We start from the raw sequence: 13,928 nt of genomic DNA, 5'->3' as shown, positions 1-13,928 counted from the left end.
ATGGATCAGTTCCGGCCAAATGACAGCGAAACACTCGCCGCATTGCTCGAAAGCGACCCCGGTCGCTTCGAGCCGACAACGGCGTTTCGCGTTGCCCAACATGCGGCTGGCGATCATTTGACCGTGTCTTCGCCGCTCGGCGTTTCGCCAGCCCCGCTTGCGGTCAGCGACTTCAAGAAGAGGGGCACGACGGGATCAGTCAAGGCGAGCATGGCAGGCCTGCTTGGCCCTCTCGGCGCAATGCCGCCGAGCTACAACGAGCTCGTCATGCGCGAAGAGCGCAACCGCGCTCACGGGCTTTCGAGCTTTTTCGATCTCTTCACGAGCCGCCTTGCCGAGCTTTTCGCCGATGCGAGCGAGAAATATCGCCTTGCCCGGCGGCTGCGATGGAGCCCGGATAGAAACGGCAATACCTTCATCAAGACGCTGTTCTCGCTGGCGGGCTTCGGCACGGCGCGGCTGAAGGAACGGGTTTGTCCTGACGACGAGCTGATCCTTAGGTTTTCCGGCTTCTTTGCCGCCCGCACGCGTAATGCGGTCAATCTGCAGGCCATGCTGCAGGAGTTCAGCGGCCTGCCGGTCGCGATCGAACTGTTCAAAGGCAGATGGCTTTCCATTCCCGAGAGCGAACGCAGCCGCATGGGGCAGCCGCAGGGCGTGCAGCTGGGCGTCAATTCGACGGCGGGTGCCGCAATCCATGATTTCGGCGGAAGTTTCCGTGTGGTGATCGGTCCTGTCGACTACGAGGACTATCGGGCTCTTTCGCCGGGCAGCGCGAATATCGATGCGCTGTTCGCACTGACGCGCCTTTATGTCGACCCGTCGCTCGATTTCGACGTTCAAGTGGTTCTGAAGAAAGAAGATATCCCCTTCTGCCAGCTCGGCGAAGGCGGCGATCCGCCGAGGCTCGGATGGAATAGCTGGGCGCGTGTCGCCGTGGCGGACCGCGATAGCGGCGATGCCGTCATCAGCGAACCACGCAAGACGCAAAGGCAATCCGATCAGGGAGGGCTCCATGCGGCTTGAACTGCGGCAAATCGCTGGCGAAGGCTCCAGCAAGGGATGGTTCTTCGAGCGCGGGAAACGCACGCTCGGCCGGTCGCCGGATTGCGACTGGCAGGTCTCCGATCAGCAACGCTCAATCTCGAAGGTGCATTGCGTGATCGAGCGCGATCGCTCCGGCTTTCTCCTGCGCGACCAGAGCGCAAACGGGACGCGCGTCGACGGAGCCGTGATCCTGGAGGGCGAGACGGCAAGACTTGCGGACAGATCCAAGATAGCGTTCGGCGATATTGCCTTCAGTGTCTTTATCACGGGAGAAGCGGACCGCGACATCGACGATCCGGCCGCCGATCTGCGTCTCAGCGACGAAACCATGACGATCTCGTCCATCCTTGCCGATATCGCGCCCGGCGGCGGAACGGCGACGGGCGTGCTCGGCGAGCGGAGTGGCAACGACTGGATCGCAGCACTCCCGCAATCGGCAAAGAAGGGCAAATCTCCCAGCCGGAACGTCGACATCGGCTGGAACGGCCCGCCTGATATCAACGGCATCAAGCCGATCCTTCCGACCGACTGGAATTCGGATTTCGAGCTCGGCAGCCAGCTGGAACACGGCGCGGCAACGCATGTCTCCGTCGCCGTTGCCCGCGGTGCCGGATCAGACCCGGCCGAGACTGCCAAGACGATCGTACCGGCCAACGATGTCCGCGCCATCGCCGATGAGAGCGAAGGTCAGGAGGAGACGAGCTTCGCGCTGCAATTCGACCCGTTGCGGCAACTCGAAGCTCTCGTCTCGACGCTGGAACAGACGCTCGACGACGAAGCCGCCGTCTTCGGAATTGACGACAACCGCGCGCATTCTTCGGCTTCGCTCTTCAGCCGCGAACGGACGGAACAGCTTGCCGAGCGTCTCCGATCATTGATCTCCCGGCAATCCGCCTTCAATGCCGGCCTTGAAAATCTCGTGCGCGAGGCCAACCGCATGTTCGAACCCCGCATGGTCGAAGCGCAGGTCGATGCCTCCCAGCGTAAGGCGCTTTGGCGCGGCAATGGCGATTACTGGAAGGCCTATCGCGCCCAATTCGAAATAGGCGGCAAAAGCATCTCGGTTCGCGACCTGCTGGCGGAGGCATTCCGCACCTCAGCCGATGACAGCCGCGAACTGGACATCACCAGTTTGGCAGAGAGGACGGGCAACACCCGATGAAGAACGAAAATCGCGTGGCTTGGAGCGAGGGCATGTTCCTTCGCGTGCAGCATTTCCAGCAGGCTGACCGCTGGACCGAACGGCTGGTCCGCACGACGGCGCGGGGACTTGCACCCTACCCTTGGGGCATTGCGGAAATCGGCATCGATCGCAGCGCACTCGCGATCGGCCAGTTCGCGCTGTCGAACCTGCGCGGCATCCTGCCCGACGGCACGCCGTTCGAAGCGCCTGTTGATGCGGATCTGCCACCGCCGCTGGAGCTCGACGATTCCACGAAGAATGCCATCGTCTATCTCGCCCTGCCGACCCGTCAGCCCGGGAGGGCCGATGTTGCGATGAACGGCAGCGCGATGCGCAACAGCGTGCGCGTTACCGCTTCGCAATATGAAGCGCCGGATGCGAATCTGGAAACGGACTTCATGGCGCCGATCGACGTCGGCCGTCTAAGCCTGCGATACCTGAAAACCGGCGATGAGCTGGCAGGCTACGACCTGATCGGCCTTGCCCGCATCATCGAAGTTCGCTCCGACAAAGCGGTCATTCTCGATCCCGATTATATCGCACCATCGCTCAACTGCGCCGCCGAAGCACGGTTGAATGAACTCATTACCGAGCTGCTCGGCATCGTACGTCACCGGGCGGAGGCGATCGCCGAGCGTATCGGCGACCCCACGGTGCGTGGCACGGCGGAAGTGGGCGATTATTTTCTGCTGCATATCCTCAATCGCGTCGATCCGATGCTGCGCCATATTGCGGCGAACGCATCGCGCATCCACCCGATCACCTTTTATGAGGAATGCATCCAGCTTGCCGGCGAACTCGCCACCTTCACGACCGATCGCAAGCGGGCCAGCGATTTCCCTCCCTATCGCCATGACGATCTGAAGGCAACATTTTCGTCTGTTTTCAACGATCTGCGTGCGTCTCTTTCCGCAGTGCTGGAACAAGCAGCGGTGGCGATCGAACTCATCGAGCGTCGTCACGACGTGCGCGTCGGCACCATCAACGACCGCTCGCTGCTCAAGGATGCCGGCTTCGTGCTTGCCGTCCGCGCCGAAATGTCCGCCGAGGATGTCAGGCGCAAGCTGCCCGCGCAGATCAAGATCGGCCCCGTGGAACGGATCGCGGAGCTCGTCAATGTCGCGCTGCCAGGCATCCCCGTGAGGCCGCTTCCCGTGCTGCCGCGGCAGCTGCCCTATCGTTCGGGCACGATCTATTTCGAACTCGATACGAAAAACCCTCTTTGGAAACAGCTTGATACCTCTGGCGCGATCGCCCTGCACCTCGCAGGCGACTTCCCTGGTCTGGAGATGGAACTGTGGGCTCTCAGAGAATGAACACACCACGCTCAACACCCTGGCACGAGTTGCCGACGATCATCGAGCTGACCGAGGACGGCGCGCGCAAGAACGACGCCGCCCGCAAGATGGCCGATATTCTGGATGAAGAACTGGATAAGCAGCCGGCCGGTGTAAGCGGCGGTTGGTCCGTCGATGCGCTGATCCGTGGCTTTCGCTTCGGCGGCGACGACGTTCCCACAATCGTCCGCTCGGCAGCACCGTTGCTGAACCTCGCGCACAGCCTGCGTAACACCGAAGAGCAGCCCGATATCGACGAACTGCGGCGGGTGACTATCGATGCGGTCGGACGCTACGAGCGCGACCTTGCCAGTGCCCGCATCAGTCCCGAACGCGCCCGCGCGGCACATTATGTGATCTGCGCAACCATCGACGACGTGGTTTTGAGCAAGCGCTGGGGCGTACGCGCCGGCTGGGCGCGGTCCGGCCTCGTCTCGACCTTCCACATGGATGTGACCGGCGGCGATCGCGTTTTCGACCTCCTCGATCATTTCCAGCAGAGCCCGGGCGCCAACAAGGATCTGCTGCTCCTCATCTATCTCTGCCTGTCGCTCGCCTTCGAAGGCCGCACGCGTGTTTCGCCGCGCGGATCGCTGGAACTCGGGCGTATCCGCGACAGCCTCTACAAGACGTTGCTCGGCCAGTATGGCGTGTTCGAGCGCGAGCTGTCGCCGCATTGGCGCGGTGTCTCCGCACGCCACAAGCCGCTGCGCACTGCCGTCGCGCTCTGGACCATTCTTTCGGTGCTCGCGCTTCTATTTGCGCTCGGCTACATGTTCTTCACGCTGTCGCTGAACAATGCTTCCGACGCAACCTTCGAGCGCCTGGCCAATCTGCCGCCACGCGACACGCCGAGCGTTCTGATCGACACGCCGAAGCCGAAGGAAGTCGTTGCGCAGACGCCGCCGGTGAAGAAGCTGCCGGAAACGCCGCCGCCCGTCGTCAAGCCGCAGCCGACGCCGCTCGATAATCTGCTGGCCTTCCTCCAGCCGGAAGTCGACCGCAAACTCGTCACGCTTTCGAATTCCAACGGCAGGCTGCTGGTCCGCATTAATAATTCCGGCCTGTTCGATACGGGCAGCGCCGAGGTCAGCGACAAGTTCCGCGATCTGCTCCAGCGCATCGGCGGCGCACTGGCTTCGGAAAAATTCCGTGCTGTTGTCGTCGGCTATACCGACAATGTGCCGATCCGCACCGCCCAGTTCCCATCTAATTGGCACCTTTCCGAAGCCCGGGCCCGCGCCGTCGGCGATATTCTTGCGGCCTATACCGGCAAGGATGCGATCCTGACGGAGGGGCGCGCCGACAGCGATCCGCTCGCAAGCAACGACACGCAGGAGGGCCGCGAGGCAAATCGCCGGACCGAAATCCTGGTACTGACGGATCCGACCCAGCGCCTCGGCGATGCCGCTCTCAACCCGCAGGCGACGCCTCAAACGCAGATCGACGCGCCGCTGGCGCCAGCTACGACGACGGGAGGAGCCCGATGAATCCGCTTGGCGCGTTTTACACGCTTCGCTCCTATGTCTCCGCCTATGCCGGCCTTCTCGGGCAACGCTTCATATCGCTGATCTGGGTAGTGGCGATCTGCGTCGTCATCTGGTTCTACGGCTCGATGGCCGGCTATGGCAGCTTCAGGCCGCTGGCAGGGGTAACAGCAAGGCTGATCGCGATTGGCGTGATCATTGCCGCATGGCTTATCTATCTGCTGATCACGACGTTGCGCGCCCGCAAGCGCGACAAGGCGCTGGTGGACGGCATTGCCGACGATGCCGCAAGCCAGCAGGCGGAAGTTGGCGAAATCCATAGCCGCCTGAAGGAGGCGCTGTTGCTTCTGCGCCGTATCAGCAAGAAGCGCTTCGGCTACATCTACGAACTTCCCTGGTACGTCATTTTTGGTGCGCCTGGATCGGGAAAGACGACGGCACTCACCAATTCGGGGCTGAAGTTCCCCCTTGGCGACGCCATGGGTAGCAACTCAGTCCAGGGCGCCGGTGGCACCCGCAACTGCAATTGGTGGTTCGCCGACGAGGCGATCCTGATCGACACAGCCGGCCGCTATACCACGCAGGATGATTTGAACGGTGCATCGAAGGCGGGGTGGGAAGGCTTCCTCGGGCTTCTGCGCAAGTATCGCCGCTCGCAGCCGATCAACGGCGCACTCATCACGCTTTCGATCGCCGACCTCCTCGGCCGCGAGCACGAGGTGCAGCTCGAAGAGGTGCGTTCCATCCGCAAACGCCTGTCGGAACTTGACGAGTTCCTGCATGCCCGCGTGCCCGTCTACGTCGTCCTGACCAAGGCCGATCTTCTGACCGGCTTCGTCGAATTCTTCGACGGACTTGCCAAAACCGACCGCGAGCAGGTCTGGGGCACGACCTTCGATCTCGACGAAAGCTACAAGGGCCAGAACCTGCCCGAACGTTTCATGGAAGAATTCGCGCTGTTGCAGCAGCGGGTCGACGCCATGCTGATCGAGCGGCTGCAACAGGAGCCGAATGTCGAGGTTCGCGGCCGAATTTTCCGCTTTCCTGCCGAACTTGCCTCTTTGGGTGAGCGCCTGCACGAGGTGCTGACCGAGCTTTGCGCATCCTCCAACCTTGTCGAATCCCCTCTGGTTCGCGGCGTCTATTTCGCTTCCGGCACGCAGAGCCGGGAGACCGACACACCGCGCACGCGCCGCAGCTATTTCCTATCGCGCCTGTTCAAGGAGGTGATCTTCGGCGAGGCTTCGCTGGTTGCCCGCGACAGGCGCCTGTCAGGCCGGCAGGCGATGATCAGACGCATTGCTTACGGTGCGGCCGCAATCGCGCTGGCGATCGTTTTCACCGGCTGGACGGCGACCTATTTTCAGAATTCGCGCGCGATCGCAGCAGCCGAACGCCGTATCGACAACTACGAAAAACTGGCAAGCGGCATCCAGGTGCGCGATGTCACCGATGCGGATTTCCTCCGTGTCCTGCCGGCGCTCGACAATCTGCGCGCCGTCACCAGCGGCTTCGACGAGGCACGCATCTGGCCGACGAGCTTCGGTCTCGACCAGGAGGACAAGATCGCCAGCCGCCAGCGGGGCGCCTATCAGCGTGCGCTGAACTCGCTCCTGCTCCCGCGCATGCTGGTAGAACTGCAAAAGGAGATCAAGCAGACATCGGACGTTCAGAAGACCTTCGATGCGTTGAAACTCTATGGCATGCTCGGCGGGTTGGGACCAATCGACAAGGAGTTCGTCTCACAGCAATCGGACGATATGTTTGCAGCACTTTATCCCGGCGAGGGCCGGTCCGCCGCGCGCAAGGCACTTCTCACCCATGTCGACGCCATGGCCGCAGGCAGCCTGCCGGCGATCGAGCTCGACACCAGCCTGATCGCCAAGGCACGCGAGACGATCCACACCCAAAGTCTTGCAGCCCGAGCCTATGACATCGTGACACATTCCCGACAGGCCCGGCAGCTTGACGCCTGGCTTCCGGCCGATGCCCTGGGACCGCTCGGCGCGCAGATATTCCAGCGGAAATCGAAGGCAACGCTGCGCGACGGCATCCCCGGCATTTTCACCGGCAAGGGCTATCGCGAGGTCGTGCTGCCGTCGATCGCAGCCGCTGCGTCGGAAGCGCTTAGGGAACAATGGGTTCGTGGCGACAATGCCGCAGCTCCATCGGGGATGACCACGGACGCGATTTCACAGGCGGCACTGCAGCTCTATTTTGACGCTTTCCAGCAGCGCTGGTCTTCGCTTCTTGCCGATCTGCAGGTGCGGCCATCGAGCAACCTTGCCGATGCGACCGAGACGGCGCGTATCCTGGCGGCCAATCCGAGCCCCGTGGAGATGACGCTGAAGTCCATAGCGGTGGCGACGGATTTACGCCCGGCCGCTGGCGCCGAAGTCGCATCGCTCGACGACGCTCCGGATGCAGCGCTGACGGCCGCCACCGCAGGCGCCGTCAATGCGCCCGATCCCTATGGTCCATTGCGGGCGGCGCTGGAGGTCAATCCTGCCAACACCCAACCGGCCTCGCAGGATGGGAAGGCCGATGACGGCAGCGGCAAGCCGCGCTCGCAGATCCAGAGCCTGCAGCCGACCCTTCAGAATATCTACGGCCAGCTGTCGCGCGCTACAAATTCGACGGCGGAGGTTGCGCGTGTCTTCGACGCCGGCGGCCAGCTTGCCAATGCCAATCAGGATCTGGTGCAGCAGGCCCGCGGCCTGCCGGCGCCCGCCGATGCGTGGATGGTCGCGGTCGCCGCCGATATGGGATCGCTGGCGGTCAAGACGGCGCGCACACGCATCAACGACCTATGGGCCAGCGAAGGCGCCGATCTTTGCGCCCGCATCGTCTCCGGCCGCTATCCCTTCGACAGGTCTTCCGGTCAGGATATCGCCATGGCTGATTTTGTGAGGCTCTTTGGCCCGCAGGGCCTGTTCCAGTCCTTCTTCAAGAGCCGGTTGGAAGCATTCGTCGATACGAGTGCCCAGCCCTGGGGTTGGCGCGGTACCTTCGGCGGCGACAGCATCCCCAGCCAGGCAATCGCGCAGTTCGAAAATGCCAGCAAGATCGAGCACGCCTTTTTCCCAGCCGGCAGTGATAAACCGGCGATATCGATCAATGTAAAACCGATTTCGCTCTCGGATTCCGCCAATGCGGTCATCATGGAAATCGGCGGCGAGCGCGTCGTCTATTATCATGGTCCAGTACAGTCGAAATCCATCGGGTGGCCGGCGGCAAATGCCGACAACCAGTCGCGGATCGCGTTCCTGCCCGGAGGCTGGCAGGAGGCGATGGTACAAAGCGGCGACTGGTCGCCCTTCCGCCTGTTCGATGCGGCAAAGGTGACTGTCGAAGGACCCGATCTCTTCAGGGCAAGTTTCGACAACAAGGGCCAGACCGCGGAATTCGATGTACAGTTCGGATCGGTACTCAACCCCTTCCGGCTGCAAGCATTGTCCGACTTCAGCTGCCCGGCGCAGTTCTGACGGTTTGCCGATGAACGAACCGCTCGCCCGCACCCAGTCGCCGCTGCAAGCCGATACGATCGGCTTCTTCGGGAAATTGCCGACGCATGGCGATTTCGTCTCGGCAGCAATTGGCTCGCGTCTGCAGGGAGAACTCGACCAGTGGGTCCGCAATGGCCTGATCGCGCTCGAATCGGCACAGGGGCCAGATTGGCGCCGATTGTTTCATGCGACGTCTGCCTGGCGCTTCGTCGTCGGCAGGGGCGTATGGGCTCCATCTGCGATAGCGGGCGTTCTGCTGCCCAGCCGCGACCGCGTCGGCCGCAGCTTCCCTTTGATTATCGCCGCCCAATTGCAACGCTTTTCCGGGCATCTACGCGATCTCTGTGAAGACGATAGTTGGTTTACCGCTGTCGAGGCCCTGGCCGAGACGTCCGACAAGGCCGATTTCGAGATGCCGCGTTTCGTCGAGGGCATCAAGCGGCTTCGCCCGCCATTCATAGACAAGCGTTCGTCTACAATGCAGTCCGCTGCCGTCGAGAATATACCAGCCCCGGCATCGCTCTGGTGGCGCATCAGCCCCGGCACTCGCCACGGCAAGGGCTTTCGCACGATGGCTGCCCCGACGGCTGAGGATTTCGTCAAGCTTGTGACGGTGGCCACGCGGAAAACGCTCGAAACGCCCGAACCCGCAATACACGCTGTCCTGCCCACCCCTGTCGAGCAACCGCAAACGACGACGGCGCGGCCCGAGTTTGCGATAGCACACAGCCATGCCAGCCATGCGGGAACACGTCTTTCCCTGAATGCCGACGCACTTCTCGTGAGCGCCGCGCCGCCGATCTTCGCAATTGCCGATGGTGTCGGCGACGGCATAGGTGCCATCGAGGCGGCACGGATCACCACGGGAATTCTTGCAGGCATTTCGCAGCGTGACACCCCGCAAACCCTTGTGCAGGACATCAAGAGCAAGCTCAGTCATGCCCATGCGATCCTGCGCGCCAAGGGTTCGAGCGCGGAGCGCGACCCTCCTGTCGCCAGCATAATCGCTGCTGCTTTGCTGGACGGCGAGTTTGCCGCCATATGGGCAGGAGACGCGCGATGCTATCTGCTGCGCGACGGGATGATGCGGCTCCTGACCCACGACCATATCGATATCGGGCTTCGGCGCACGCTCGGTCGCGGTCTGGGGTTGAAGGATCAGTTCGTTTCGGACGTCGTTGGCGATCGCCTTCAATCGGGCGACCGCCTTCTGCTCGCCAGCAATCCGCTTTCCCGCACGCTCACCGATCGCGTCATTGCCGAGATCCTGCTTGAAACGCCGCTGGAGCAGGCCGCTGAAGCGCTGATCCAGGAAGCGCTGATCGCCAATTGCCGCGAAAACGTCAGCGCCATCGTCATCGGCGCGACATGAGCGCAGATCCGAGCGGTGAGGATATGAGGAAGATCGCGGCAAGCTTCGCCGAACTGTTGCATCTTCTTGGCCACGACGGCAAAGCCGAGCGACCGAAGGTCATGCGCGATCTTCTGGTCGATCGATTGCGCGACGCATTGGACCGGCGCCTGCCTTCTCTTCCCGATAGTGAGCCAGCCTTTATCGGAAACACTTTTCTCGTCGAAGCCGTTGTTCACCGCAATGAACGAACGGAAATCAGCCGGCTACGCCATCGCGATCTCGGCACACTTCATGCCATGAAAACGGTCCCGGCTGATCGAGCCAATGAGGCGACGATCAAAGCCCTGCTGTTGCGCGAAGCCAGGCTCGGCATGATGCTTTCCGGCAGCAATCTTGTCGCGCCTCAATGCACCATTCGTCTGCCCGATGGACGTCCGGCAATCATCATGCAATGGGCCGATCGATCCTTGTCGCAACGATTGGCGGCAGGTTCGCTGTCGTCAGCCGATGTCAAGGCGGCGGTGAAATCCATACTTGTCGGGCTGGGCGCGATCCATCAGGCCGGCTATGTCCACGGCGACGTTTCGCCGGCTAATTTATTGCTTGGCGGCAATGATTTCCGCGAGCTAAAGCTCGCCGATTTCGGCACGATGGTAGAACACGGCGCGCGATACAGCGATTTCGATATTGCCGGGGTCGCAACGCCGGACTTCACCGCCCCGGAACTTGCGGTCGATACGACCATGCAGTTCAGCGCCGACCTTTACTCGGCCGGTCGCGTAATGAACCTGCTTGTCTCGCATTGCAATGAGATCGATGAAACGATCATTGCCGTCAAGGCGGCGGCCCTGCATCTGGCAGACCCCATCCCCGCGAAAAGGCCGCCGGACGTAGCGGCGGCCCTTGCTCTGATAGCCGGAATCTAGTGCGATCCCCGTCAGTTGGCGGATGAAGAGCTGCCCGGAAGCGGGGCAGCCGCCGTCGGTACGCTCTTCTGATAGATGGTAAACAGTTTGGCGAAGTCGACCGTGTCTGCATTGCTGGCGAAAATCGTGTCACCATCCTGCATCTTGAACTGCTGCATCAGCACGAAATTCGAGACTTGCTTGAGGTTGACGCTGTAAATGACGGGTTTGACGGTCACAACCGCCGGCGCACTTGCGCCATTAGCTGTCATCGACGCCGTGCGTGCATAGACCTGCTGATTGCGGAAAAGGTAGAAGTTGCGGGAGTCCGCACGATCATCGAGCATGCCGCCGGCGCGGGCAAGCGCCTGCGCCAACGTGGTCTGGCCCGGTTCCAGCGGGAACTCGCCGACACTCTTGAAGGCGCCAAGTGCCGTGAAGGTCTGCGCCGTGCCCTTGACGAAGAGCTGATCGCCAGGCAGGAGGCGCACATTCTGCTTGTTGTCCTGCAGGATGCGATCCAGCGGTGCAGTTGCCCTTTGCGAACCGCGCGTCACCGTCACGGTCGTGTTGGCCGGCGCGGAGGATGCGCCGCCGGCAAGAGCGAGCACGTCAAGCACGCGTTCGCCGCGGGCTGTCAGCGGGAAGCGGCCAGCCGAGCGGACCTTGCCGTCGACGGTTACGGCGCTGGAGGGCTTGTCGACGACCGTCACGACGGCCTGAGGGTTGACGGAAGAACCTTTGAGGGCAGTGACGATCTTCGACTGCAGACCTTCCGGGGTCGAATCGATGACGCGCTGCTTGCCGACATAGGGCATGGTGACGAAACCACGGGAATCGACGGTGAAGCGCCCAAGATTTAAGGACTTGCTCTGCGTGGCGGACAGCAATCCATCCTCGCCGGTATCCAGCACCGTTACATCGAATACGTCGCCTGGACGCAAGCGGGCGTCCGAAAAGCCACCCGAGCGCAGGCTTGTGAGCCCCTGATCGCTGGGCAAATAGGACGGCGCAACAACCTGCGAACCCATCGGGGCCTCGGAGAGCGGCACCACCGGAATCTTCCGCTGCGTGTCGGGCATCCTTGCATTGCGAATGTTGAGGGCGCTTGGTCCATCAGATGGCCCTGCACAGGCACCGAGGACAACCAAGGGTAAAATCGCCGCCCATTTCCGCATTCCGGAATCTCCTTCGGATGTTAGAAGCAAGGCAGAAATATCAACCACAAGGCGGGAGGCAATATGCGCGGCTAATAAATAATGAATTGTGACAGTTCGGTTGTTTACCATTGTGTCCAAATAGCAACCGATCCCGATCATGACTGTCGAAATGCGGCTCCTGAGACGGCGGCTCGAAGCAGCCTTTGGGCTGAAATATCCGGGGAAATGCGAATGGGAAGCAACTATCGCGATAGGGAGTGGAGCAAGAAAACACGCAAGCCCCATTGCCATTTGAACGTGTCGACCTAATTCCACCAATGCCATTTTCACAAGGCACAAATGATAATTTTCTGTCGAAACTCTCCACTTATGCGCTTCTCGCTTGGCGGAAGACTTCCATCAGAAATAGCAGGATTGGCAGCACCGGGACCGGATGGTCTTTCTCGGCATTAGGAAGGCAATGACATCATGCTTACAAGGATAGCTTGCGCATTTGCGCTCGGGGTTCTCTCCGCCACGCCAGCATTTGCTGACGCCTGCTCGGATCACTATGAGAGCAGCGGTGTCCCGCTCGTAACCGGCATCACCTACAAGACCTGGATGGTCTTCCCATCCGTCAATCCCAATGCTGCCTTCGACAAGGTATCCCGCGCCGTTCTGGCAGAAGGCTTCGTCGATGTGAACGTCGAAAAGAAGCTCGGCACCCTGACCGCGCAGCAGGAAACGAGCGGCTCCGGCCGGCCGCAGACCCTTCGAGTTGTGGTGCGCAAGAATGGCAAGGGCAGCCGCGTCGATGCGCTGTTCCTGGTGCAGGCCGGGCAAGTGGCGCCAGGCGTCAGCAAGAATCTCTGCCGCATCGTGAACGCGGTCGGCGAATAGGCCCCGTCTAGGCGCCCGCCTTCATCCGCTGAACAGATCGCAACCCTATCTATCCCCATACCGAGGCTGTCTGGCGGTCTCGGACGGCATTTCGCCGAAGGATTGATAGTAAAGCGCCGCAAAGCGGCCCATGTGGGAAAATCCCCAATCGCGCGCGACGTCGGCAACCAATCGCGATTGATCTGCGCTCATCAAGGCTCGCCGCGCACCCTGCAGGCGGATCATCCGCAGGTAGCCGATGGGTGTGGTGTCCTTGAACTGCTGAAACGCGGCCTGCAAGGTGCGCACGCTCGTGCCGGCCTGGCGCGCGATATCCGCCATTCTGATGTCGGCGCCGACGTTGGCGTGCATATATTCCATTGCCCGTTTCAACTGCTTCGGGACTGCCGGCGAAGCTGGCTTTTGCAACTGCATCGAATAGTTGTGCGGTACGGTTTCAAGCAGAACGATCATCATTGCCTGCAAGAGACGTTCGCTGAATGTGGCCGAAGATCTTTCCGAGCAATCCGCCGTTAGATTCTGCCAGATCAGATTTCCAAGCGTGGCAATCTGCATCCCCCGCTCCGACAGCAGATCGACGGGACCGTCGAATTTCAGATCGTCCGCAACGGGCGCATCCAGCAATTCGCTGAGTTGCCGAACCATCGCCGACTTTTCGAATGCAATGCCCATATGGCCACGCTGTTCGAACAAAGTAAGCCGCCTGAACAACGACATGTCAGCCAACAGTCCCCTGCCCGGTGCAGATTCCAATTGCCGGCCGCCAGCATCAACGAGCATCTGGCCGGCGGCAGGTAGATAGAGGCCGTAGGCATCGGGACCACCGGGCAGCGTAACTTTCATGCCGGAATGACACTTGCCACTCCAGACACTGCAGGAACCAATCGTAAAATGGCGATCTTCCACCGAAATTGCGCCGCATCCACTCAGTGGCTCGACAACGGCAGGAAACAGGGTTCTCGCGTAGTGCGCCGTCATCTCCTCGGCATCAGCCTTGTCGACTTTGAACATCGAGCGCGTCGCGTAGGTCAAACAATCCCCTCTTATGCTGCGTGAGTTGACCGCCTTTC

At 61.4% G+C, this 13,928-nt stretch carries 10 protein-coding genes; 8 read left to right on the top strand and 2 right to left on the bottom strand.

Features of this window, described 5'->3' with window-relative positions:
* The 7 genes from tssG to BJ928_RS30795 are packed head-to-tail and all read left to right on the top strand — an operon-like array spanning window position 1 to window position 10,840.
* Window positions 1-1,026, top strand: a complete 1,026-nt coding sequence (tssG, locus tag BJ928_RS30825) for a type VI secretion system baseplate subunit TssG (protein ID WP_052227884.1) — start codon at window positions 1-3, stop codon at window positions 1,024-1,026.
* Entirely contained in the window at window positions 1,016-2,209 is a 1,194-nt protein-coding gene (locus BJ928_RS30820) for an FHA domain-containing protein (protein ID WP_052227883.1), read from the top strand. Before tssG ends, BJ928_RS30820 begins: the two co-directional genes overlap by 11 nt.
* Window positions 2,206-3,546: a type VI secretion system baseplate subunit TssK gene (tssK, locus tag BJ928_RS30815; protein WP_047635128.1), complete on the top strand. Its 1,341-nt coding sequence runs from the start codon at window positions 2,206-2,208 to the stop codon at window positions 3,544-3,546. The genes BJ928_RS30820 and tssK overlap by 4 nt, the downstream gene beginning before the upstream one ends.
* Entirely contained in the window at window positions 3,543-5,057 is a 1,515-nt protein-coding gene (tssL, locus tag BJ928_RS30810; RefSeq protein WP_047635127.1) for a type VI secretion system protein TssL, long form, read from the top strand. Before tssK ends, tssL begins: the two co-directional genes overlap by 4 nt.
* Window positions 5,054-8,539, top strand: a complete 3,486-nt coding sequence (gene tssM, locus BJ928_RS30805) for a type VI secretion system membrane subunit TssM (RefSeq protein WP_047635124.1) — start codon at window positions 5,054-5,056, stop codon at window positions 8,537-8,539. The genes tssL and tssM overlap by 4 nt, the downstream gene beginning before the upstream one ends.
* Window positions 8,540-8,549: 10 nt before the next feature.
* Complete coding sequence (gene tagF, locus BJ928_RS30800; RefSeq protein ID WP_047635123.1) at window positions 8,550-9,932, top strand: type VI secretion system-associated protein TagF; 1,383 nt, start codon at window positions 8,550-8,552, stop codon at window positions 9,930-9,932.
* A 23-nt stretch (window positions 9,933-9,955) separates the two neighbouring features.
* Complete coding sequence (locus BJ928_RS30795; RefSeq protein WP_183079475.1) at window positions 9,956-10,840, top strand: protein kinase; 885 nt, start codon at window positions 9,956-9,958, stop codon at window positions 10,838-10,840.
* A gap of 11 nt (window positions 10,841-10,851) precedes the next feature.
* Here the strand turns inward: BJ928_RS30795 and BJ928_RS30790 are convergent, their stop codons facing one another.
* Window positions 10,852-11,997, bottom strand: coding sequence for a polysaccharide biosynthesis/export family protein (locus BJ928_RS30790; protein ID WP_047635120.1), 1,146 nt, complete (start codon window positions 11,995-11,997; stop codon window positions 10,852-10,854).
* Window positions 11,998-12,447: 450 nt separating this feature from the next.
* On the opposite strand from BJ928_RS30790, the gene BJ928_RS30785 reads away from it, so the two are divergent.
* Window positions 12,448-12,858: a hypothetical protein gene (locus BJ928_RS30785; protein ID WP_047635119.1), complete on the top strand. Its 411-nt coding sequence runs from the start codon at window positions 12,448-12,450 to the stop codon at window positions 12,856-12,858.
* A 45-nt stretch (window positions 12,859-12,903) separates the two neighbouring features.
* Here BJ928_RS30785 and BJ928_RS30780 read toward each other — a convergent pair whose 3' ends face one another.
* On the bottom strand, window positions 12,904-13,890 hold the full coding sequence (locus BJ928_RS30780) for a helix-turn-helix domain-containing protein (protein WP_047635118.1): 987 nt from the start codon (window positions 13,888-13,890) through the stop codon (window positions 12,904-12,906).
* Window positions 13,891-13,928 lie beyond the last annotated feature (38 nt).

The sequence above is a fragment of the Rhizobium sp. WW_1 genome (assembly GCF_003610155.1).
In the GTDB taxonomy this organism is placed as follows: Bacteria; Pseudomonadota; Alphaproteobacteria; order Rhizobiales; family Rhizobiaceae; genus Rhizobium; species Rhizobium tropici_A.
The sequence above is the reverse complement of the archived record's forward strand: the minus strand, read 5'-3'. Positions and strand labels throughout refer to the sequence as shown.